18 protein-coding genes and 1 pseudogene are annotated in these 24470 nt (G+C 54.9%); 13 read left to right on the top strand and 6 right to left on the bottom strand.

Features of this window, described 5'->3' with window-relative positions; all coding sequences use genetic code 11:
* Positions 1-88: 88 nt before the first annotated feature.
* From Q8902_09415 to Q8902_09405, 3 genes are read left to right on the top strand one after another with little or no spacing between them, the layout of a single operon-like run.
* Positions 89-1696 (top strand): DUF1501 domain-containing protein, encoded by a 1608-nt coding sequence (locus Q8902_09415; protein MDP4199777.1) that lies wholly within the window; start codon positions 89-91, stop codon positions 1694-1696.
* A 10-nt stretch (positions 1697-1706) separates the two neighbouring features.
* Positions 1707-6653 carry a choice-of-anchor D domain-containing protein gene (locus Q8902_09410; protein MDP4199776.1) on the top strand — a complete coding sequence of 1649 codons (4947 nt, stop codon included), beginning with the start codon at positions 1707-1709 and terminating at the stop codon, positions 6651-6653.
* The gene (locus tag Q8902_09405) at positions 6650-8668 is read left to right on the top strand and encodes an OmpA family protein (GenBank protein MDP4199775.1); all 2019 of its coding nucleotides are present in this window, start codon (positions 6650-6652) and stop codon (positions 8666-8668) included. The genes Q8902_09410 and Q8902_09405 overlap by 4 nt, the downstream gene beginning before the upstream one ends.
* 33 nt (positions 8669-8701) lie before the next feature.
* Here Q8902_09405 and Q8902_09400 read toward each other — a convergent pair whose 3' ends face one another.
* Entirely contained in the window at positions 8702-9184 is a 483-nt protein-coding gene (locus tag Q8902_09400; GenBank protein ID MDP4199774.1) for a GAF domain-containing protein, read from the bottom strand.
* Between the two features lie 100 nt (positions 9185-9284).
* Between Q8902_09400 and Q8902_09395 the strand changes: the two genes are divergently transcribed.
* The 3 genes from Q8902_09395 (at position 9285) to Q8902_09385 (ending at position 12474) form a co-directional block, all read left to right on the top strand.
* On the top strand, positions 9285-10427 hold the full coding sequence (locus tag Q8902_09395; GenBank protein MDP4199773.1) for a homogentisate 1,2-dioxygenase: 1143 nt from the start codon (positions 9285-9287) through the stop codon (positions 10425-10427).
* Positions 10373-11524: a T9SS type A sorting domain-containing protein gene (locus Q8902_09390; GenBank protein ID MDP4199772.1), complete on the top strand. Its 1152-nt coding sequence runs from the start codon at positions 10373-10375 to the stop codon at positions 11522-11524. Before Q8902_09395 ends, Q8902_09390 begins: the two co-directional genes overlap by 55 nt.
* A 170-nt stretch (positions 11525-11694) precedes the next feature.
* Positions 11695-12474, top strand: a complete 780-nt coding sequence (locus tag Q8902_09385; protein MDP4199771.1) for an SDR family oxidoreductase — start codon at positions 11695-11697, stop codon at positions 12472-12474.
* Positions 12475-12554: 80 nt separating this feature from the next.
* Here the strand turns inward: Q8902_09385 and Q8902_09380 are convergent, their stop codons facing one another.
* From Q8902_09380 to Q8902_09360, 5 genes are all read right to left on the bottom strand, one after another.
* The gene (locus tag Q8902_09380; GenBank protein ID MDP4199770.1) at positions 12555-13208 is read right to left on the bottom strand and encodes a hypothetical protein; all 654 of its coding nucleotides are present in this window, start codon (positions 13206-13208) and stop codon (positions 12555-12557) included.
* Between the two features lie 170 nt (positions 13209-13378).
* On the bottom strand, positions 13379-14776 hold the full coding sequence (locus Q8902_09375) for a T9SS type A sorting domain-containing protein (protein ID MDP4199769.1): 1398 nt from the start codon (positions 14774-14776) through the stop codon (positions 13379-13381).
* Between the two features lie 55 nt (positions 14777-14831).
* Entirely contained in the window at positions 14832-16244 is a 1413-nt protein-coding gene (locus Q8902_09370; GenBank protein MDP4199768.1) for a T9SS type A sorting domain-containing protein, read from the bottom strand.
* 161 nt (positions 16245-16405) lie between these two features.
* Positions 16406-17494, bottom strand: a complete 1089-nt coding sequence (locus Q8902_09365; GenBank protein MDP4199767.1) for a DUF998 domain-containing protein — start codon at positions 17492-17494, stop codon at positions 16406-16408.
* Positions 17476-18288, bottom strand: coding sequence for a hypothetical protein (locus Q8902_09360; GenBank protein MDP4199766.1), 813 nt, complete (start codon positions 18286-18288; stop codon positions 17476-17478). Before Q8902_09360 ends, Q8902_09365 begins: the two co-directional genes overlap by 19 nt.
* A gap of 236 nt (positions 18289-18524) precedes the next feature.
* On the opposite strand from Q8902_09360, the pseudogene mqnE reads away from it, so the two are divergent.
* The 7 genes and pseudogenes from mqnE (at position 18525) to Q8902_09325 (ending at position 24077) form a co-directional block, all read left to right on the top strand.
* Positions 18525-19619, top strand: a pseudogene (gene mqnE, locus Q8902_09355) (aminofutalosine synthase MqnE).
* Between the two features lie 30 nt (positions 19620-19649).
* Positions 19650-20459 (top strand): MqnA/MqnD/SBP family protein, encoded by an 810-nt coding sequence (locus Q8902_09350; GenBank protein MDP4199765.1) that lies wholly within the window; start codon positions 19650-19652, stop codon positions 20457-20459.
* On the top strand, positions 20452-21129 hold the full coding sequence (locus tag Q8902_09345; protein ID MDP4199764.1) for a cation transporter: 678 nt from the start codon (positions 20452-20454) through the stop codon (positions 21127-21129). Before Q8902_09350 ends, Q8902_09345 begins: the two co-directional genes overlap by 8 nt.
* On the top strand, positions 21122-22294 hold the full coding sequence (gene mqnC / locus Q8902_09340; GenBank protein MDP4199763.1) for a cyclic dehypoxanthinyl futalosine synthase: 1173 nt from the start codon (positions 21122-21124) through the stop codon (positions 22292-22294). Before Q8902_09345 ends, mqnC begins: the two co-directional genes overlap by 8 nt.
* Positions 22295-22372: 78 nt before the next feature.
* Positions 22373-23125, top strand: a complete 753-nt coding sequence (locus tag Q8902_09335) for a hypothetical protein (protein ID MDP4199762.1) — start codon at positions 22373-22375, stop codon at positions 23123-23125.
* Between the two features lie 14 nt (positions 23126-23139).
* On the top strand, positions 23140-23541 hold the full coding sequence (mscL, locus tag Q8902_09330; GenBank protein MDP4199761.1) for a large conductance mechanosensitive channel protein MscL: 402 nt from the start codon (positions 23140-23142) through the stop codon (positions 23539-23541).
* A gap of 101 nt (positions 23542-23642) precedes the next feature.
* Entirely contained in the window at positions 23643-24077 is a 435-nt protein-coding gene (locus Q8902_09325) for a hypothetical protein (protein MDP4199760.1), read from the top strand.
* The last annotated feature ends 393 nt before the right edge of the window (positions 24078-24470 follow it).

Below are 24470 nucleotides of genomic sequence, written 5' to 3'. Positions count from 1 at the left end.
CCAGTGAGGGAAAACTCGTAACAAGCGACGGCCGCACTGTGGCATTACATCCTGCCCGGGACCCATCACTCGTTACTTCGGAAATACTATGAAACGACGTACCTTCCTTCAAGGAGCATTGGGAGCAGCGGCGGTGACGCCCGTGCTGCTGGACAAGATCTATGCGCTGCCCTCTTCGCCACTGCATTTGCTCGCGCAACTCGATGCGAGCAATGACAAGATTCTGATCTTTGTCCAAATGTTCGGCGGCAATGATGGGCTGAACACGGTGGTACCAGCCGATGACCCGCAATATTATGTGCTTCGCGATCCGACCAATGGCATCGGAATCCTGAAACAGAATCTGTATAACTATGGCAACGGCTATCTGAACCCTGGTCTTGCCCGGGCCGGTGGCAATGGACAAACGGGCTTTGCCGGAATGCTTGGCGTCGGCACGCTCGCGATCATTCAAGGGATTGGCTACGATAATCCCAATCTTTCGCATTTTCGATCGACGGACATCTGGCTCTCGGGTATCAATGATAGCAACGCACAGGATGTGCTCGACACCGGCTGGCTCGGCCGATTTCTCGAACGGCAGTATCCCAATTTTCCAAACTCACTTCCGGCCGATCCCCTCGCGATCAACTTTGGAGGATTCTCACTGGCGCTGACCAGTGAGAAGGGCCGCATGGGCATCGAGGTTGCGAATCCAAGCTTGCAGGCTGGCGGTCTCAGCGCGGCCAACGATACGCTCGACGATCAGGCCACCGGAACTCGATATGCGACGGAGTATGCGTTTGTACAAGATATCGCCAACCGCTCGAATATTTACGCGCAACGCGTGAAGGATGCATACACTGCCGGCAAAGCCAAGCTGAAGGGAGCCTATGGCTCCGATAGCTTCTCGCAGCAAATGGCAAGCGTTGCTGCGCTGATTGCGGGTGGATTGGATACGAGAATCTATTACGTTAGTCTTGGAGGATTCGATACTCACGTGAGTCAGGCAAGTCCCGGAGGGACCGGCCAGGGTGCTCATTCGAATTTGTTGCACTCACTCTCGGATGCAGTCGCGCAGTTCCAGTACGATCTGCTTCAACTCGATGCTGCCGGGATGGACGTTTCGAAGCGTGTCGTCGGAATGACGATGAGCGAGTTTGGTCGACGTCCGCAAGAGAACGCGAGTTACGGCACCGATCATGGTGCTGCGTCCGTGCAGTTTGTCTTTGGCGCAGCAGTCGCTTCCGCGGTCTTCGGTCAGACTCCCGATCTTTCGCATCTGGATGCGAATGGTGATCTCGCGTGGCAAATCGATTATCGCACAGTCTATGCCGCGGTGCTCACCGATTGGTTTGGGTTATCGCTGGATGACACGCGGACGGTGATGAAGGATAGCACGCTCGAGCCATTTCCGGGGCTGTTCAAGCCGCAGGCTGGGGTTGCGAAGTCAAACACGCTCCCGCTGTCGCTTGCCGTCTATCCGAATCCATTGCCAGCAACCGGCACGATTGCCTTTGACCTGCCACGGAATGCGTATGTCAAGATTGAAATGACATCCATGGATGGCCGAATTGTGCAGCTGATCACCGAGCAGCCATTCATCGCCGGGAGTTATGCGCTGCCGATAGCTGCCAATGTGCCAACGGGGGCTTATGTGCTATCGATGCGTGCCGGTGATGCACAAGTCACGAGAATGGTAACAGTCATCAAATAGGACCAATTGGATGAGACCGATCGGTCGGATTGCGCGGAGCCTTCCCGGAATTGTTGCCATACTGCTATTGGCTTGTTCCGCGCGTGCGCAGTTTCCAGCAAGTTGTGATAAAGATAAAGAATGTGTCGGTCATGCGGTCACGATTTCGGTATCGCATGGCAAGGGGGCGCAATACGTGGATGTGGACACATCCTACCGGATTTATGGGATGGATACCGCGCTCACGTTCGAGGCCTGGATCGCACCGGAGCAGCAGCCGGGTAAGATCCAGTATATCGCGGGACTTTGGGGCCCGAACAAAGACAACAACGATCAGTGGGTATTCTATATACAGGATACAAAACTTGTCTTTGCGTTAAGCAAGGACAACTCATACAAAGGTGATAGCGATAATACCATTGCGATCGCGACCGTCCCCGATCTATATACGAACGGCTGGCGTCATGTCGCTGCTGTTTGGGATGCGCGGAGCACAGCCGCAAAGATTTATGTCGATGGCATGTTGCTCGCCACGGCGACGAATCCTTTGTATCCCTGCAATCGACTGCATACGCCGGAGGACCGTCTGCTGCCTTTGCAGATCGGAAGTTGTAATGCGCTGTATGATGACACTCTCCGGCATCGAGCGTTTCTGGGGCAGCTCGATGAGATACGCTTGTGGCATCGTGCCCTCAGCGGACAAGAGCTTGCGTGCCAGCGAATCATCTCGCTCAACGGCAACGAGCCTGGCCTTGAGCTTTATTACCGGTGTAATGAGGCTCGGTCTGCGCAACTCTTGTGCGATGCGACCGGCAACAATCACACAGGCTTTCTTCGTAGCGGCGCGTTTTGCGATACCAGCCTCCGCGTGATTCCAGTTACCTACAAGGCGTCACCCGCCGTGGTTACTGCGAAGTTGATTTGCACCGAAGACACGACCTTTACGATCACGCTGACCGATAGCTCTGCCTGTGGCGATCGTGTGACGCTAGGCACCTATGGCGCCGATGCGAAGCTCTTCAAACTTTCGACCAACACGCTGACGCTCGCACAAAATATACCTGCGACCTTCACGGTGCAGATGCACTCGGACCTGATCGGTCCTGTCTCGGCCGGGATCGCAGTTGCGAACGCCAACTCTTGTGGCAATCCGATTTACATCCCTTTGAAGATCCAGCGCACCACCGAACTCAACTACTCGGTCGATAAACTTGCGCTCGATACTATCTATGTGGGATGCCAGAACACGACCTATTCGGAAGCAACGCTCACGATCTGCAATCCGAGCGGGAGAACCGTCACCATCTCGAACATTTCACTCGATAGCGGTCACTTTACCTGGCGATCCTCGGCCGCATTGCCGACCGTGCTGCCGAAAGGGGCCTGCGTGACGATTACGGTACGCATGGATCTGCTGGATTCATCGAAGACCCTGCTTGATACGCTCCGTATCGTGAGCGACGAGACCTGTCCGGGTAGCGGCGTAATTCCAGTCTCGGGTCGTGTGCAAGATGTCCTGGGGCTCTTACTCGCCAGTGGCAAAGGTCCCATCACCACCATGAACTTCGGTGAGATTTGTCCGGGCTTTATCAGTGGAACGCAGACCTTTCAGTATCGCGATCTTGCGAGCGATACCTTGTTTGTTGATTCGATTATTTACGACCCACCGAATTTCTTCGGCGCCGGAATTACACTTCCGATGAAGCTGGCTCCCAAGGCAGCCTATCTTCCGACGTATGCGCGGTTCCGACCGCTCGTGCCGGGGCCGCTCGCGGGGACGTTGCGCGTGACCGCGAACTATCACGGCTGTGAACTGGCAAAGACCGTCACCCTATCGGGAAGAGGATATTCGGTCGATGTCGAATTTCTCACGCCAGCGGTGAATTTCGGTCCAGTCACCATCGGTAAGAGCGCGCAGCAGAATGCCGACCTGATCGATAGTGGCACCGACGTTCGGAATCTGGATGCTTACTTGCGGATGGGCGATGTCTTTACAGTCACCGGCGGGCGGACCCTGCATTTGAGCTCACACCAGACACTTCCGGTTCAACTGACATTTCGTCCTCGCCAGACGCAAATGTACTACGATACGCTCTGCGTCTTCGATGAGGGATGTTATGAGACGAAGTGCATTCCGGTCAGTGGAATGGGTACGTTTCAGGCATTCTCATTCAATCCGTCTTATCTCGATATATCCAACGTGATTGGCTGCGGCTCCGAAACGGGAAGCATTGCGATGACGAATATCTCCGGCCAGTCGCTCGCGATCACAAATTGTCAATTGATCGATCCGACGGGGAAGTTCCAGCTTGTCAATCCGATGCCGGCTGGTACGATGGCCAATAATTCGATTTACGTCTTTAACATAGTCTATACGCCGAACGATTTAGCGAACGATCGTGCGGACGAAGTGTATATTTCTGTTACGCTTTCGGATGGTCAGGTCTATAATATTATTGTCCGTGCGACGAGCGTCGCTCCAAAGCTCTATGTGACGCCGCTAACAACGTATGGCATCGTCGAAGCCGGCTGGCATAAGCAGCAATCGATCTTGATCGAGAATGCGAGTACGGTGCCACAGAAGATCACGAGCGTTGCTGTGCCGTATGGATATGCGTTGCTTAGTACCAACCCCGCGCTGCCGACTGTGCTAGGACCGCGTGACTCGTTGTGGCTGCAGGTCGAGTTCGATCCGACCGGCGACTCCGATTACAACGCAAATTTCACGGTGCAGGTGGATTCGCCATGCACCATGAGTCTTACAGGAATGCTGACGGGGCATGGACAATCCGTAAAACTTCAGGTGCCCGTGAGCTTTATGAACTACGGACTCGTGCGGCCTTGCGATTGTATCGCTCGTGAAGTCCCGCTGCCAAACTACAGCAATTTCGTCCCGATCTCGATCGACTCCGTTTGGGTCGATGGATTTGGCGTCACGAATCTGGTGCCATCGACTTTCCACTGGCAGTGGAAATCGACCGGCGATCGCTCGTTGCCGAAGACGATCGGCGCGCAATCTGCCGACACCCTGATCGTTACCTTCTGTCCGGATATCCCTGCGACGAAAGCGAATCTCATTAAGAATGACACGCTGCATATCAGCGCTCACTCTCAGGGATGGACGACGGAGTTTCGAACGATGCTTTCGGGGCGGCGCGAGATGAATTTTCAACCGAATGTCTCGCAAGTTCAATTTCCGGCCACGCGGGTCGATACGTCCGCGCAGCCTCAGGCCGTTACGATTACGGTGCCGGATATCACGCTCAATCCGGATGGGGATTATATTCAGATCGATTCTGTGACATTCGATCCCGATCAGCAGGTATTTTCCGCGCGGGATTCAATGGGCAACCTGCCGCCCTGGACGATCAAACGCACTCAGAAATTCAAGATCAGGCTCGGGTTCTTCCCGCGCGCGCCGAAACTCTATGTTGCTCGAATGCGGCTCTGGACTTCACATCCATGCGGCGGCTTCGATTCGACGGTGCTCGTGATGGGCTCGGGCTTCGCACCGGCGTATGGCCTGCAGTTGGCCATGTTCGATACGCTCGGAATCGGGAAGGATACGGTCCACCTTTCGATTTGCGACACTCTGGTGCTGCCAATCCTGACGAGTCGCGATGTGCCGCTGGAGCCGATGGACCTGTTCTATCATCTCGGGTATGATACGACCGAGTTGCAGGTGCTTGGCGCATCCTCAACCTATACGAATTCCATCAGCGCCCGCGACACCATTAATGGCGCTGGTGTCGCGATCACGAAGGCCGGCGGTGTTTCCGCCGGCGTAATCAATACGGTGCGGCTCAAAGTCATTGGCGGGCCAAAGGTATTCCCCATCACGCTGGACAGTATCGATTTCGAAAGTGATTCCATCGTGTTTTTCAAGATCGTCGCCGGGATCGACCGTCGCTGGATCGAGATCGACGAGCCCACGATCGCACTCACCAAAGTCACGGACTTCGATACCGTGAACGTGAAGCAATGCGGTGATGAAACCGTGACGGTCCATAATACGGGCTTTATGCCGGTGCGTTTGGACTCGCTGACCGGTCTGCCGCCATGGCACTCGGTTGTGCCACCGAGCGCGCCTTTTGGAAGTACGATTGCGCCGGGTGATTCCGTCACGCTCACGATCCGGTTCTGTCCGCGTGCCGACAGCGCGTGGGACACGACGATCACCGCAAACACGTCGGTCAATTGGCCGGGTCACGCCGCCTGCTATACGATCGATACCGGACATCTCCAGAGCTATGGATATGCGCCGCCGTTTCCATTTAAGCTTGAGTTGAAGCCTACTGTCATGTCGATAGACTCCATTGGAGGTCGCATTGCGGATACGATCGAGCTGCCGATTCTGATCGATCGCTCGGTGCCGCTCACGCCGCTGGACATGCGGTTCGCTCTGACATACGACGCGCGCTCGCTGGAATATCTCGGTATGTCTTCAGCGTATGCGACCGCAAGGGTGACCGATCAAACCGGTGCGCTCGACATTCTCTTGCCGGAGTCTCAGGACGTTGCGCAGGGTGAAATCGCGCGTGCCAAGTTTCTCATTACGGTCCCCGATAGCATTCTCTCGACCATGTTGCTGACTCCGGGCCGGTTCACGAGCGATTCGATCATGTTTATCAAGCCGATCCCGATCGGCGACACAACAACCGTTGCCATTGCGGGGCGCTGCAGTATTTCGCGGCTAATCTTTCACGAGGGACTGAATGCGATGACAGTGCCGACTCCGAATCCAACCACAGGGCGGGTATCGCTCGACGTGTCACTGCTGGAAGATTCGCAGCCGACGTTGCGCGTCCTGAGCAGTGTCGGTCAGAGTGTGCTGACGTTGCTCGATGGCAATAAGACGATCCAACATGGCTCCTATCACATCGAGTTTGGCACGGAGTCACTGGCGAGTGGCATGTATGTGATCGAGCTGCAAGGGGGAGATTACCATGCTACGCAACGGATGGTGGTGGTGAGATGAAGCGAATCTTCTTTGTCCTCGCCATAGCTACACTGCTCACCCGATCCGGGATTGCGCAGGACATGACCATCTCGCCGTTCCATCTTGGGTTTCGGGCGAGTTATTTGGAGAACTTCCACAACACGGACGCAATCTGTCCCACGTGTGGGCAATACTCGAACGGACGGGGCAGCGGCTATGCTGCTCAACTTTTTGGCGAAGTGCCGTTCAACTCGTTTCGGCGGTTGGACCTGACATTCGGTCTTGGCATGGCCGATCGTGGAGGCAGCTTTGGCGAAGCTCTTTCGAGTAATCTTCAGGTGCTCGATCCGAACACGAATAACTACGTCCCGTTTGTCCGGCAAAGCTCTTACAGCGCAAGCTTAACATACTTCGACATTTCGGGTGGTCTGCGCCTTCGACCGCTGGCGAGATTTGCCGGGTATATTGGTGCTGGCTTCAATGCCGGATTGCCGATGGGGCGCTCGACGACATACGTCCAGACCGAGAAGATTCTTTCGCCGTCCGGCGTGCTCTATCCGGAAACCGGTACGACGACGCGAACCGACAGCTCTGGGGTTATTCCCGGGATCCAAACAAGCTTTGGGCTTACCGGGACGATTGGGTATGAAGTCCCGCTGAGTACAATGATAACCGCTGCGCCGGAACTCTCATACTTTTACCCACTCAATAATGTGGAGAGCGGGTTCCGATGGCATGTAGTATCGCTTCATGCCAGTATAGCCCTGCGCTGGAACAAGCCTCCGCATTTCGATGCGCCTCCGCCGCCAAAACCACCGCCGCCCATCGTTCAGCAACGCGAGGACCCGCGCACGATGGCGCCGAAGCTGGCCGCCGTCTCGCTTTCTGGTGAGCCATTCCATATTATTGAGACGACGGTGACCGAAACATTTCCGATTCTGCCGTACATCTTCTTCGATAGCGCGAGCGCCACGCTCTCGGACCGCTTCGCGCAACTCACGCCATTCGAAATTGCGCAATTTCGAGAAAATGAATTGCCGCACAAGTCGCTCGAGTCCTATTATCAGATTCTGAATGTGATTGGCGGCCGGATGCGTGCGAATCCCGATGCGACGCTCACGATCAACGGTACAACCGATGGCCGCGAGGAAACAAACGAGGGAGGAGCGATGAAGGGTAATGGTGCTGCGCTTGCGATGTCACGGGCCGAAGCTGTTCGCAAGTACATTGCGACTGCATGGCGGATTGCTCCGGAACGGTTGATCGTGACGACCAGCACGACGCCGAAGAATCCTTCGAGCACGGAATATGCCGAGGGCTTCGAGGAGAACCGGCGCGTTGAGCTCTCCTCTTCGAGCGATATTCTACGTCCGATTGTGCACGAACGATTCCGTGAAGAGACCGCGACTCCGGCTCTATTGCCGCTCAGTCTCACTGCGACGAGCCGAATTGGTGTGCGTGATTGGCATCTTGCGATCCGCAAGAGTGGCGCGACCGTGTATGAAACCGCCGGCACAGATGCGCCGCCGCAAACAATTGAGTGGAAGCCTGCTGCCGGCCAAGTTGAATCCATCGCGAAGACATTGAACGAGCACGATTCACTGCAGTGCGAACTTACAGCGAGCGCCACTAATGGCGCGCAATCCACAGTGAGCATTGCTCTGCCGGCCTCGAAGACAGTCAATCCGCTCGAACTGAGCCGGCTCTCGCTCATTGTATTCGATTTCGATCAGTCCGATATCAATCGGCAAAATCAGCGGATGATCTCGCAGTTTGTGAAGAAGTCACTTTATCCGGCATCGACGGTCACAATCATCGGCTCGACAGACAATCTGGGAGAACTGCAGCACAATCAGAAGCTGTCCGAAGACCGCGCATTCCATGTGCGCGATCTTCTGCTGGCAGATAAACCGGATGCGAAGATTACCGAGACGAAAGGGATCGGGCCATCGAATCTCTTATACGATAATCATCTGCCCGAAGGCCGGTATTATTGCCGGACGGTACGTGTCGAGGTGGAGACGCCACTGGAATCGATTCTGAAGGCACAATAATGTGGGACATGCTTTAGCTTGTCCCTGGTGAAGCTAAATCATGCGCCAGAGATCACCGGTGCGTTTGGCAATCAGCTCGATCTTCTCAGTCAATACGGCAATGACGGAAGCGAGTTCGCGCTCGTCAGGTCCCCCAAATCTGTTCTTCATCGGTGCGTCGATATCCAGCACGCCGAAGAGCCGGCCATCGGAAAGAATGATCGGCAGCACGATTTCCGATTGCGATGCCGGATCGCACGCAATGTGACCGGGAAACTCGTTGACATCAGCAACACGAATGATTCTTCGCTCCATGGCGGCCGTGCCGCACACACCTTTCCCCATTGGAATCACCGTGCAAGCGGGTTTGCCGCCAAATGGTCCCAGCACCAACTGCTCGCCATTGAAAAGATAGAACCCGCACCAGTTCATACGATCGAGTGAGGTATAGAGCAGTGCCGCCGCATTCGAGAGAGCGGTGATGAGAGGTTCATCCGGGCTTATCAAATCGCGCAGAGAGGTGGATAACGAAGGCATGTGACCTTAACGAACCGTGCTTAATCTTAGATTCGGCAGAGGCCAAAGGAATTAAAGCAACCCGCTCACACTTTTTCTCTGTCATCATCGGAGAACAAACATGAACTGGCCAATTGTAAAAGGGAAGGCGACCAGGCAGGCGCACGTCGCGCTGCCGGAGGGGACATTCGAGGAAGAGCACGGACGCGAGGGTTTTTTTGGCCGCGTCTCGCATTTGTATCACACGCACCCGCCGACGGGTTGGACACGGATCGAAGGCAACCTGCGTCCCCACGCATTTTATCTCGACAAAGTCGAGCCTTCGGATATGCGGGACGCGCGTGGGGTGCCGGAGCCGGTCCTGTATAATGACGATCTGATCCTCTCCATTAGTCGCCGCGCGGAGGCTGCGCCATATTACTCGCGCAATGCCGATGGTGACGAGCTGTTCTTTGTTCATCAGGGTCACGGCACGATCGAGACGGACTTCGGCGTGATCGGCTATGAGCGCGGTGATTACATTGCGATTCCGCGTGCCACGACCTATCGATTCGTGCCGGAGACGAAAGAGAATTTCATTGTCGTGGTCGAAGCGCATTCGGAAATTCTGCCGCCCACGCCTGAGCAAAAAGGACTGATCGGGATGCACGCGCTTTACGATATGTCGGCCATCACCATCCCGGATTTCATCCCGTACGAGAAGAAGCCGGAGACGAACGGCAAAGAGTACGAACTTCGAATTAAGCGGCTGGGCGAATACACCTCGGTCTTCTATCCGTTTCATCCGATCGATCTCGTTGGCTGGAAGGGTGACCTCACGGTCTTTAAGATCAATATGCGCGACATCCGGCCAGTGATGTCGCCGCGCGTACACCTCCCACCGAGTGCGCACACCACATTCCTTGCGGAGAACTTCGTGATCTGCTCGTTCCTGCCGCGCCCGCTCGAAGAAGATCCGGATACGCTGCGTGTGCCGTTCTACCACCGCAACACAGATTACGATGAGGTGCTATTCTATCACGATGGCGATTTCTTTTCGCGTGATAACATTAAGGCGGCGATGATGACGCTGCACCCGCAGGGCATTCATCACGGTCCGCACCCGAAGGCGCTGAAGGCAAACCCGAATATCACGCGCACGAACGAGTACGCAATGATGCTCGACGCCAAGCATCCTTTGAAGATCGCACCCGCCGCGGAAGCCGCCGAATGGAAAGAGTATTGGGCAAGTTGGCAGGAGAAGAAGGAGACCGTGAAGACGTAAGAGTCAACAGCGCATACCTCCACTCTGGGGCACTGCGAAATGACCTTGCGCTATTCGTCGAGCTTTCGTATCTTTGTGGTATGACATCGCGCGCGACATGGGTAGTTTTGGCTCTCCTCACCGTGATTCCGCTTCGCGTCGAGGCTCAACATTGGTATGGGGGATTTTCACCAGAGTCGGTCTTCTTCGCAGCTCCGGCCAATTCAGGAGTTTTGAGCTTCGGAACAAACTTCACTGTTTATTCTGACTCGGTAATGAACTTCAACTTTGAAGGTTCATCAGGCATAACGGCCGATCCGAGCAGTGTGATGTGCTGGGGAGGGAGGTTTCCGACGCAAGCACACATACGGATATCTGTAAATTTGAAGGACTGGGTGCAGCCGCCATGCACTGGAATGCCAAATGGCGTGATCGTGCAACCGTCGGGGTTGTATGGTTACTTCATGATATTCGGGTATGTCTATGATCCGAAAATTGTGGGACGAGCCCGCAGTGATACCACACTACTAAGTTTCGGCCAAGTAGACACGGCCAGCATCGCATCGCAAAGCCTCTCGCGGCACATCTTCATCGATTCACTCGGGAGTCGTTACCGGTACCTCAAGATTCTCAACGTAAGAGCTCCTTTTTATGCAGATGATTCGATAGAGCCGATGTTTGCTGGGACAGGACCGGTGGGTGGATATTGTGTTATGGATCATGATCACGAAGGCTTCGCCCGTTTTCAACCGAAACAACCCGGACATTATGTCGACACCACATTTCTTTTCGACCCACTGAGGGGTGATTCAACAATGTTGCTTCTGGAAGGCGATGGCGTGAACGCTCCTGAGCAAGATGTGGAGTTTGCGCCTACCAAGGTCTCTCCAGTTTCGATTTATCCAAATCCGTGTTCGGATGCCGCGACGATTGCACTGCATGGGATGCGGTTCGATCAGATTACTATTCGCAATATTCTCGGCACTCGCGTGAAGGAGTTTCGCGATGTCAGCTCAGACCTCGTATTCGACGCTTCCTTGGTGCCTGACGGACTCTATCTACTCGAGGCTCAGACTCGGGACAAGGTTGTTACGATGCGCTTTTTGGTCGCGCACTAAGGAATGATCTCTCCGCTTCCTAAGATATTACGCGGCCGATCTCTTGTCTCTCAATTGGGACCGCTTCGCATCCTGATCTGTCACGACCCTGATGCTGCAAATAATATTTAGCACGTTGAATTTGTCGTGACGGTCCAATGTTTGCGCTGTCCAAATAACCGGAAAAGATCGTGACTCCAACCAAGCTTCAAAGCAAAACTGTATTTATCACCGGCGCCTCCTCCGGGATCGGTCAGGCTACGGCCACTGCATTCGCCGCCGAGAGCGCCTCGCTGCTGCTGTGCGCGCGGCGGATCGACCGGCTCAAAGAGCTGAAGGCCCATCTCTATCGCGTTCATCCCGAAGCGAAGATTCATGTGTTCGAACTCGACGTTCGCGATCGCAAGGCGGTGGACCAGGCGCTCGATGCGCTGCCGGAAGAGTGGAGGCACATTGACATTCTCGTCAACAATGCGGGACTTTCGCGCGGACTCGATAAGTTGCACGAAGGATCGATCGAGGATTGGGAAGAGATGCTCGATACGAACGTGAAGGGCTTACTCTATGTGACGCGTAAGGTCATGCCGGGCATGATCGAGCGCAAACACGGGCACATTATCAATATCGGTTCGATCGCGGGACATGAAGTCTATCAGAAGGGGAACGTCTACTGCGCTTCGAAGCATGCGGTCGATGCCATCACAAAAGGTTTGCGATTGGACGTCGTCGATACTCCGCTGCGGGTGACGACAATCGATCCGGGACTTGTCGAGACGGAATTTTCGGAAGTCCGATTCCACGGCGATACTGAACGCGCATCGACAGTATACAAAGGCTTCGAGCCATTGCAGGCTTCGGACATCGCCGATACCATCCTCTGGTGTGCGACGCGCCCTCCCCATGTGCAGATTGCGGAGATCGTTATCTTCCCGACCGCGCAGGCTTCGGCGACCACAGTTCACCGACAATAAGTTGGTAGTTTAATAAACGATGAGTCCCATGAGATATCGATCTCATGGGACTCATGGTAGTGGGTTGTTAAGAATTATCGTTACTGTTCCTTCGGAGCAACAGAATAGACCGAGCTGCTGATGCTTTCCGGCAATCCACCGGGTCGAGGGCTTGCGCCAAAGGCCGCGGTCGCGTCCTCGCCTTTATGATTGTGCGTTGGTGGCGCCTCGCCATGACGGTGCTTGAATAAACTAAAGTATAGCGGATCACCCGTCACGGGCACCGAAAACCCGCCGACGGTAACTGCCTTCGGCGGTGCATAGACCACCGAGGCATAATAGAAATAATTGGAGGGTATCTCAACTGCTGCTATTGATTGGGGCGCTCCGGAAGGCACAAATGCACTGGTCGTGGTTCCAGGCACGGGTACATTGCATTGTGCGGTATCGAGCGATGGGCACAGAAAGGCTGTGGTTGGACTTGGAGGTGGATCAGATTGATTTAACAAGTCCGGCGGAATGGTCCGCTCATGGACTTGCACGCCGCCACCCGCGCCAGCACCAACGTGAATGGGCCCGACGCCGACGCCGACGTTACCGTTGAGGTTCACTCCGTGCGAACGAGATGGTCGCGTGACAACCCTCGCAGCGACTCGATGGTATTTTCGGTGGTGATGTCGTTTGGCATCGGCATTCGAGGTGCCAACCGCCAGCAACATCACGAACGTAATGATCGTGAAAATAGCGCGTCTCATAGTAAAGCTCCTTTTCTTGTGTTAGCAAGCTAAATCCATTTTAGCCTTATCCTACAAGAATTCATGCGCTGTACCAGAAACCGTTTGCATAGTTTCTCTTCATCACGAATGTCAAAGCCGCCTGCCTCTCCTTGAAAAGGAGGGGGAACAGCCAATCGCTCAATAGGCCACTACCGAGCGATTAGCAAACGTTGGGAGGAGATTCTGCCAGAAGAGGCCTCGCTGATTCGAACGATATAGCTGCCATTCGGAATGGGACTGCCGATCCGGTCGACCGCCGTCCAATGCCAGCTAGTGCCGGTATGTGACGCCACAAGGTTACCGAGAATATCATAGATCTCGATGCGGGTGTCGATTCCATCGGAGCCGGTTTGAATATCGACAGAACCAGTCGAAGGATTTGGACTCAGCGATAACTGCAGCGGAGTTGGTGGGAGGCGTACTCCAGCGGCCGGCAGGAGATGGGTCATGGGGAAGGAGAGGACTTGCAGCGCGTTCTCGGCAACGATAAACATGGTGTCCGAGCAATCCCAACCGGCCGCGGTGGAGTCGCCGCAATAGTGGACGTCAACATTATAGAGATCGCCTGGCTGAAGCCTTGTCCCAAAGGGAGGAGATCCGCCATCTATCGCGAAGCACGTGCCGGGGTTCATATAGGCGGTATCGAGCTTGACCGGGACGCTGGAATTATTTCGAAATTCAAGTACGTGGTAAAAGACCGTCGAGTCCGCACTGAAGTGAAGTGCTAATGTATCCGAGCCGAACAGATTGACCGGCAGGCTGTCTTGTCGTTGCATGACAGTATAGCCGGTCAGAGGAACATCGCACTCATGGCAGAGAATGCCATCCGAAGAATAGACCTTGGTGACCGCGGTCGCTTCATAACGCTTCACTCCCGTCCGGCGGACCGGTGAGAAATAATAGGGTTCACTAATTCTCCCAAAGTAAGCGGAGGATTTGGGCATCGTGGTATCAATCAAATGAAAGGATGCCGCATCACGTCCGGTGATCTCGATGCTCATGATATGAATCGTATCCATCGGGACGTAGTCTACTTCATAACAGAGTTCGCCGAACGCAGTATCACCGAACGAGACTGGCTGGAGCATGACACAATCGTGTCCATAGAGGCACACGCGATTGCTGTCGGAGGAGCTGTCGGTTGTCGCGGTCCCGACACAGAGGCGCTTCACTTGCACCACATTTGTGCTGTCGTCCGTATAGGCAAATGCCGTAACGAGCGTATCGTAAACGGTGGTGTCGGCCTTTGGAGCTTTGAACACGAACCCCGTGGAACCCCATGACTGGGGCGGAAGGATATATGGTGGCCCCTGGAACGGAGGATTGACGAAGAAGATGCTGTCCGCCTGATTCACGAAGTACACGTTGACGACGTGCAAATACCGCTTCCAGGATAAATTCTGATAGGACACTCCACTATGGACCGTCCGGCCCACCACGGAGTGGAAGATAGTATCTCCCTGCCATGCGATCGGCATTTGGGCGCGCACGGTAACGATTTGAAGCGCGAGAAATAGAGCGCAGAATGCGAGAAGGCGTTTCATCATAATCAGAGTGATCGTATTAATTTGGGTAGATATGAAGTTGGCGATGCGATCTTCGTTATCGGTTTATCAATAAGCGTCGGGAGGCAGCATTGCCGGTGGCCCCATTACTGATTCGGACGATGTATGTCCCATTTGGTACGGAGCTTCCATCAGCGGCGATACCCATCCAGTGCCATTGTGCAGTGCTGCGTGATGCCACGAGATTGCCGAGAATGTCGTAGATCTCGATGTGGGTGCCGATTCCATCAGTGCCAGTCTGGATATCGACTGATCCATTCGAAGGGTTCGGAATCAATGACAATTGGAGTGGAGCCGGAGCAGTGCCCACTGTTGCCTGCGACCGGAATATGTTATGCAATGGGAAGCTGAGCGCTTGAAGCGCGTTCTCCGTAATAATAAACAATGTGTCCCTGCAATCCCAGCCGGCGGAAGTCGAGTCACCACGGAAGTAAAAGTTTGCCGAGAACGCTTCGCCCTGATGGATTTGCGTGCCGTATGGAGGATAAGACTCGTCGATTTCGAAACAGTCCCCCGAACCCATATACGCGCTGTCAATTTTGATCGTGGAAGGAGAATTATTGATGAAGAGGACTTGATGCCAGCGAGTGGTCGAGTCCTTGCTGAAATGAACCGGCAGCGAATCCGAACGGAAGAGATCCAGGACAGAAGTATCCTGCCCAGCAGTTGCAAGGTATCCCATTACGTCAATGTCCGACTCATGACAGAGAATGCCGTCCGACGAGTACATTTTTGCGATCGCCGTCGCAATATAGCGCTTTGGACCTGTCAGGCGCACCGGGCTGAAGACGTAGGGCTGGCTGATTCGCCCTACGGGTGTTTGGAACATAGTGCCGGACTTCGGGAACGTCGGATTCACAAGATGGAACGAAGCAGCATCACGACCGACAAACTCGATGCTCGTGATATAGACCGTGTCTCGAGGAAGGTATTCCAGTTCATAGCACAACAGCCCGTATGAAGTATCGCCCGGATTGATCGGGAACATGCTGTTGCAATCGTGACCGTAGACGCACGCGCGGTTGCTATCCGAGGAGCTATCGGTGGTGGTCGTGCCCACATACGCTCGCTTAAGAGTCATTACATTGCTCGGATCATCGGTATATGCACAGAGCGCGATAAGGTTGTCATGCACAGTCGTGGCGTATGCTGGCGATTTGAACCGAATACTAGCACCACTGACGGAGTTTGCGGGCAGAGTGAACGGCTTGGTGCTATAATGCTCGTCAACAATAAATACACTGTCGGCCTGATGCTCAAAGTACATGTCCTTGATTTGCAGTTCTCGTGTATTCGAGGCATTCTTAAACCCGACTCCGGTTTGGATCACCCGTCCGACTACGGAACGGAATACCGTGTCATTTTGCCAGATCAGCGGCGGCTGTTGGGCGCTGGCGCTGCCTGGCTGAAGCCCATAGATTACGAGACTGAGCGCAAGAAGACGTATCATTACAAGACATTTGCTCATGAGAGTCATGATGGCTGATAAAAGGGGCAACCTCTGGTCAATTGTGAATGGCACAAAAATACATCAAAAATCAAACACAGGTTGACAAGATAAGTCACGGCATTGCCATGACAAATCTCTTTCGAATCGTTTCTATCGCGGGGTTACTTTGAGGCTGCAGTATTTTGAAGTGGCAAGAGCTCGATCGCCAGCACCACGACCCAGAGCAAGAAGACGCCGATATTGATGCGTTCCCATACTCCAATCATCGGCGTGGGTTGATTTGTGCTGAGGCCCGGTGCATCCAAAAATGTGAGGATGCCGAAGACAAGAAGCACCACGAATGTCGCGAGGGAATAGACTCGAAACGATTTGCCGAGTGCCTTTGCCGCGAAACCGAGCGCGCATAAGTAGAGGACCTCGGTTACTGCCCCAAGGGTAAGGTGCAGGGTATCGGAGAATGTCGCTCCACCTGCTGCCAACGTTTCGCGTAGGTGCATCGGTGCAAGCGGCCATAAGAGCCCCAACGCGGCATAGGCCAGCAATAGATCGCCCGCGATGCGCAACGGTCTGCTTCCTCGTGCCGATTGCCAAACGCCCCAGCCAAATGCCATCATCAGGAATGTATAAGGTGTGCTCAGCACCAGCCAGAGTGTTCGAGTCGGAGCGTTGACCGCAGAGAGTTCGCTTACCGTTTGTGAAGCGGAATTGTAGGTGGGCCACTGCAATGCTACGATAATGTTAATTGCGACATACAGCAACGATGCGAGAATGCCGCCAATCAGGAATCCCTTGCGAAGTGTTTCCTCACGATCCGGTAAAAGAGGGATTGCGACCAAACCGCCGAGCAGGACTGGCAGACCCCACATGGCATGCAACCAGTGAAGCTCAAGCAGTATGGCAATCTCGACCCAGAACCAGATCGTGAGGCCGCCCAATGCAAGGCCAGCCATCAGCCAATCGGCGTGGGATCTTCGAAAGACTGCGAAAAACGCGGCGGCGTTCAGCAGTCCCAGTGCAAAGAGGATCATGCCGGGGATGAGGAAATCGGGGAAGGTGCCGTGCATAATGCTAACCGGCATGTCCATGAGTGAGCCCTCCGGTGCCGCGACAAGAAAGCTGCCTCCCACCAAACATCCTAAGGCCTCGTAACCAAGAACGCTTACCAGGGTGATCCGCTGCCACTTCGACTGAGCACCTGACGCTGGTGCCGGATGCATGACTCGGACGTAATCTACAGTTGTGGTTGCCATGGTTGACCTATAGAGGAAGATTCGCCCTGTCTTCTGCGTTGCTCCAAGGTTCCACTGACCTTGGATCTTCGGCGCAAAGTTCGCAGAGCGGTGTGTCCGCTGCGTTGCTCGAGTTCGGCGTGATAGTCGGCTTCGGCAAGGTGCTTCAGTTTTGTGAACTGTCGCATCTGCATGATCCAGTGTGAAGGTTCGAGAAGGAAGAAACTTGCTGGCAACTGGAGCCACTTCGGTTGGAGGTCCCAATAGCCACTTACGATAAGCCGCGTGCGGTTGCCGGGCAGCGGCTTCAGCAAAAAGCCCCAGATCGAATCGGTGTAATGCTCCGGCTTCTTGCCGTTCGGATCGAACCAGTGTCCATGGAGATCGATCGCTACGCGCAAGCCGAGAAAGTGTTCGGGTTCGAGCGCCGCCACTTCCCACCATTGGCTCTTGTCCGGCATAGAGTAGAAACGATCGCCCAATTTGACCTCTTGCCATTCCGGATGGACGTGGTCCGTGCTGGTGCGTCCCCAGTTATCGAGATTGTCCCAACTATACCAGCCGCCACGGTCCACCCCCATTTGTACCAAGTACGCCCAGACGTTCGGTGGTGGCGCATCGATCGTAATCGCCATCGTCCCGCTCCGCGTGCCACCCGGAATGATATTGGCGCCCGGAAAGGGCTCGTCGATCTCTTCCGGGGTCGCTCCCCACCGGACCATTCGAGGCCGTAGGCCAAACGTATACAGGCTCACAAGGCCAAGCGCCGCGGCGAGCTTGGCCGGTGTCGATGAGAGAATACCAGCAGGTTTCATAGGCAGTCATTCGCAGCCAAATGTAAGCCCCGTCAAATTCGGATGATTGTGACCGAAGTTGGGCGTTATCGGAAGAATTTTTGGTCAATATTCTTACCTTCCATTGACAGAAATATTACCGGATGCGGGCAGTAGAGTGCGAATGAATTGGGGGCAACCGGTATGCTTTCCCCGGAGCGCAAGCATCCTCGGAGGTGTTTAGCCGCTCGCTCAATGGATATTCAAGAAAAGCCTGAATGAATTCTTCGCAAACCTTCACGTTCCGCGACCAAGCATTAGTCCCCATTTGGGATAAAGTCCGCTCCGGCGAGCGGCTGACGAAAGAAGATGGCCTCGCGCTCTACGCCTCGGATGACCTCATCGGCGTTGGCCGGATGGCCAACGAAGTTGCGCGCGCGAAATCGGGAGACTCCGTCTATTTCGTGCTCAACCGGAAGCTCGAGCCGACCAACGTGTGCGTGCTCTCCTGCAAGTTTTGCGATTTCGCCGTTCGAGCGGACTCGCCGGAAGCTTACGAGATGACGCTCACAGAGATGCTCTCGAAGCTTCGTCCCGATTTGCACGAAGTCCATATCACCGCTGGTCTGCATCCCAAATGGCCGTGGGAGTTTTATCTCGATATGGTCCGGACGATCAAGACGCAATTCCCGAACGTGGACGTGAAAGCGTTCACGGCGGTGGAGATCGATTATTTTGCGAAAAAGTTCAAGAAGTCGCACGAGCAGGTGCTACGCGAGTTGCAGGAAGCCGGACTTCGGACGATGCCTGGCGGCGGCGCAGAAGTGTTTTCCGAGCGCGTCCGCAAAGAGCTGTTCAAGCAGAAGATTGGCGCGAAGACCTGGTTCGAGGTTCACAAGACCGCGCACCGCATGGGCATTCTCTCCAACGTGACGATGCTATACGGACACATCGAGACGATGGAAGAGCGCATCGAGCACATGCTGCGCGTCCGCGAGTGTCAGGACGAGACGAACGGATTTCTCGCTTTTATTCCGCTCGCGTTCCAGCCGGGCAATACAGGCATCAAGACACGCAATGATTTTACGAGCGCGATCGACGACCTGAAGACGATCGCCGTCTCGCGCCTCATGCTTGACAATGTCCCGCACATCAAAGCCTACTGGGTGATGCTCACGGCGGAAGTCGCGACGATTGCGCTGAACTTCGGCGCGGACGATATGGACGGCACGGTCGGCGAGGAGCGCATCGCGCACGATGCCGGCGCGATCAGTCCGATGGAGCTTGCAAAAGGCAAGTTGATTTCGATCATTCACGAAGCGGGCAAGCTTCCGGTCGAGCGCGATGTGTGGTACAATCCCATCGAGATTTATCCGAAGCAGGAGTGGTCGGTCGTAAGCAAAATGCCGTACCTGAACTCCGTGCCGTTTTACAATGGCTTTTCAGGATACTCCAACAATGTGAAGCTCGCTCCGCTTGCGCCGCATGCATTTGGTCAACTGGCGAAGCAGGGGAGTGTCGCCGCAGGACCGATGTCGCTAAGAGACTATATGTCGATGAGCGATGACTTCGAGCGATTGGATTATGGCGTGGCCGTCAAAGGCAAAGCGAATTCGGTGCTGCTCTTCAGCAAGTACGATTGGAAGGACTTAGCCGGAAAGCGAATCGGCATCACCTCGGAGACTTCCACCAGCGTCGAGTTACTTCGGCTTCTGTTGGAGAAGCGGCATGGCATCACTGACTATACATTCCAGAGAATTAACAGAATCTATCAGAGTGATTCGGATTTCGATGCTGTACTTCTGATTGGAGACGGCGCGCTCAGCAGCGCCTACGGTGGGGGACTTCCGGGATTCGACGGAGTGTTCGATCTTGCTGAAGAGTGGTGTGCGTGGAAGGCGATGCCGTTCGTCTTCGCCGTCTGGGCGATTCGTAAAGGGACGCCGGAGGCCGCCAGAACTGAGATCATCGATTCGCTCGAACGTTCGCTTCAGAACGCCGCCGGCAATTACGGCGAACTGGGCCGTGAGCACGGCGCGCGACTCGGCATGAGTGTCTCCGAAGTATCCGATTATCTCTCGCAATTCCGCTACCGCTTCTCGATCGATGAGCACGCAGCCATGGCGGAGTTCGAGATGGAATATGAGAGCCTGGGGAAGATGGAGATGCGTTCTACGTTGAAGGATGAATACGCAGGCCAAATTCGTGACTAAACGCAATCCGCTTGCTTCCGCCATTCGAATCGAGCAGATCACGATTGGTTGGATGGTCGTCGAAGCAGTCGCATCCATTGCGTCGGGTATTGCGGTGTGCAGCACTGCGCTTGTTGCGTTTGGGGCGGATAGTTTCATCGAACTCATCTCTGCTGCAATCTTGCTCTGGAGGTTGATCCTGGAGCGCCGGCATGGATCGGAGGAACAAGTCAATCACGCTGAGCGCATTGCTGCCTGGGTGAGTGCTTACGCTCTTCTTGCTCTGTGCGTTTACATCATCGTCGAGTCGATTTACGGCTTGGTGAATGCTCGTGCAATGGAGACTTCCGCGATCGGTATCGCTGTTTCGATCGCTGCCGTGGTTGGGATGCCTCTCTTGAGTGTGAAAAAGAAGACACTCGCCAAAGAGCTGAACAGTAGCGCACTCAGGGCCGATGCCGCCTGTTCCTTAACATGCGGATACATGGCGGGAGCGCTCTTAGCCGGTCTCGCTGCAAATGCCGTGACCGGGTGGTGGTGGGTTGATAGTGTGGTCTCTCTTGCATTTTTATTTTGGTTGATTCCGGAAGCGATAGAAGCACTGACCGCCGCAAAGCGGGGTCATATTGGTTGCGGCTGTGGAGATCGCGATCTAACCGTTTGTTCACCTACATCAATTAATCATGTTTGAAACAATTCGCAGATCGGTAAGTGATAACGCTCGCCTTAGCCGTGAGGAAGGCCTCTGGCTGCTGCAAAATGCGTCACTGCTCGATCTAGCCGAGCTGGCGGAGACCGTGCGGTACCGCAAGAACCCGAAACGTCGTGTCACCTTCGTGATCGATTCGAACCCGAACTACACGAACATCTGCAACATCGACTGCATCTTCTGCGCGTTCTATCGGCACGAGGGCGATGCCGATACCTACACGCATTCGGTCGATGACATGATCGCGCGCTTCAAAGCCGCTGCAAAGCGTGGCGTGCGGACAGTGCTGCTCCAAGGCGGCGTGAATCCTGCGATTCCATTCGAGTATTATTTGGAGATGGTCCGGCGCACTCGGCAAGAAGTGCCAGAGATACATCCGCATTGCTTCTCGACCAGCGAGATTATTGGGATGGGTGAAGTTTCGGGACTTTCGATTCCTGAAGTACTTGCGAAGCTTTGGGAAGCGGGATTGAATAGCATCCCCGGCGGCGGTGCGGAAATTCTGAGCGACCGCGTGAAGAAGAAAATCTCGAACCGCAAAGGCACGAGCGCCGATTGGCTATCGGTCATGCGGGAGGCCCACAAGCTCGGCTATAAGTCTACCGCGACAATGATGTACGGCCACCTGGAGAAAGACGAAGATATCATCGAGCACCTCGCGGTCATTCGTGATTTGCAGGATGAGTATGGCGGCTTCACCGCGTTCGTGCCGTGGAGCTTCAAGCCGGGCAATACGCCGCTCGAAAAGATTATCCCGACATACGCGACCGGCACGCGCTATCTGCAAATGATCGCGATCGCACGAATCTTCTTGGATAACTTCGATCACATTCAGGGGAGTTGGTTCTCGGAAGGGAAGAAGATCGGGCAAATCGCGCTCGCTTTCGGCGCCGATGATTTCGGCGGCGTGCTCGAAGAGGAGAACGTCCATGCCTCCGCGAATTTCGTCCACACGACCTCCGTGCGCGAGATGGTCGATCTCATCCGCTCGGCCGGCTACACGCCCGCCGAGCGAACAACGCTTTACGACATCATCGCGGAGTATGGGCAAGGCGAGTACCCTGCAGCCGCGCTGAACACCGCGCGTCTGGACGTGCAGATGGGTGCCAGCGGAATACTGACATCGCTGCCGGTGCTGCAGGATTGACGATTTTGGCGCGTTTTCGCCACACCGCTTGACTTTGCGCGCCAAATTAGCGATATTAGCAGGCTAAGGAATATGACTATGAAGATTCTCGCAGTTTCCTGCATCCTGTTCTGCGCGTCCATTGCATCACTTGCGGCGCCGGCGAAGCGGCCGAGCTACGAGCGCACCGTGCACCTGAAATCCTTCAAGGGCCGAGTCGCGCTGACCGAACTGGGCGATGGCCGCATCGAAGTGCGCATCAAAACATGGCGTACCTCACGCGACACTGTGCGCGGTGAGACGATTTTCCCCGTGCTTGCCAATGGCACGAAGGAAAGCTTCTATTGCGGACACTTCGGCGCCTCGCGATTGCCGATGCTGATTTTCACCGTGCGCGATCCCGATCGCATCGATGAAGCACGGTGCCTGACGTATCAGATTGCGCCGAACGGCGCGCTCATCGGTCAGCAAGTGATACTCGATGAGGCGACGAAACACTCGCACACCGATGAAGTCGCCAGCGGGCGCTATCAGTTAGCGGCGATCAATCCGGAGATCGGCGCGATCTACTCCATCGCGTATCAGGACGCGCATTTCGAGGGATACTTCGTCTCCTACGAGAAGCTGCGCGTTCGGCAGTGGGACCCGGCGATCAACGCGTTTATCGAGGCCGATCAGGGTTTCCTGCGCGATACGAAAGGACGACTCGTGCAAGCCACCCGCTACGGCGAGTGGAGCGATCGCTACCGCGCCGAAGTGTTTACCACGAACGTTCAATCGCTGCCGCATTACGTGCAGCACACGACGAGCGCGACGAAGATCGTACCAGTTTCCGCAATGCAGCAGAAGTAACCTCCCAAAGAACAATGATTAAACAATTCAAGGAATTTCTCACACAGAGCAACGCACTGGCACTGGCAATTGGTGTTATCATTGGCGCGGCAACGGGCAAGCTCGTGACCGGCGTCGTCTCCGATTTGCTGATGCCCATCATCACCCTCATCCTACCGGCGGGCGACTGGCGCGAAGCGCAACTCGTACTCAAACACGCGACCGATGCGGCGGGCAAAGAGACGATCACTGCGATCAAGTATGGCGATCTCGCTGGCACCGCGCTCGATTTCGTTATCATTTCCTACATCGTCTTTCTAATCACGAAGGCGCTCCTGCCGAAGAAGAATGAACCGGCCATGAAGGATTGTCCTGAATGTTTAGAGAAGATTCCGGCGGCGGCGAAGAAGTGCAAGTTCTGCACCTCGCCGGTGTGAGGTCGTGGCGCGTGGGCAACCGATTGTGACTGTACTGTATTTACAGAACAGCGGCCCATCGCCGCTGTGGATGATTGTGTAACCTTAAATTGTAAACGACCATGAAGTATACCCCTCGTTCATTTATTCTGGCAACGATTGGCGCGCTGGCATTTTTGGGTGCGGCGTGTAAGCGGACGCCGACCCAGCCCCCCGCGCCTGACCCTGGTATGACCTGCGTCGGACATGCACACAATGGTAACGATGGCGGGATTACGTCCGACTATCCGGCTACGGCATTATGGTTCGAAGCCAATAACCCGTCACGGGCCGAACTGCGAGTTACGATGAATGATGGCAATGGTTCAACGGACACACTCCATCTCTTGCAAGGCACGAAGGGCTGGACTTTCAACACCAGCGACTCCCGCTACAATACGCATGAGTGGATTTCCGTCATGACGGAAACCGCCGACTCGCTCATCGTTGGATATTCGAATGGAGCGGTCTGGAGAGATTATTATCTGAAGAAGATCGGCGTGGTGATGATTGATTGAGGGGCGTGCCGCGAAGTTGTGAAGCGATCAAATCCGCGAAGCGGCGCAACCCAGCCCCGGTTGGGGCGGCCCCGTCAGGGGCGAGATATTTGTAGCCCCCGGCGTGAGCCGGGGGTTTGCGTTTTGATTTTGGGATTCGAGCGCCGTAGGTGCGACACATTGCGCGCCCAAGAATATGTCGCTCCGCTGGAGCTTGGTGCACATTTGCAATTTGTTACCCCCGGCTCACGCCGGGGGCTACGAATATTGCGCTCCTTGTATACTGCTCACATTCTGTAGCAGCCTTTGTTACGGTATATAAACCGCAACAGACGGAGTGTAGCAGAAGCGTGGTGAACTTCACCGTTCCTTAGCGGCGATACTGTTAGATGCATTATCGACCCTGTTCCGGAG

It is taken from the genome of Bacteroidota bacterium (genome assembly GCA_030706745.1).
Taxonomy (GTDB): Bacteria; Bacteroidota; Ignavibacteria; order Palsa-1295; family Palsa-1295; genus PALSA-1295.
The sequence above is the reverse complement of the archived record's forward strand: the minus strand, read 5'-3'. Positions and strand labels throughout refer to the sequence as shown.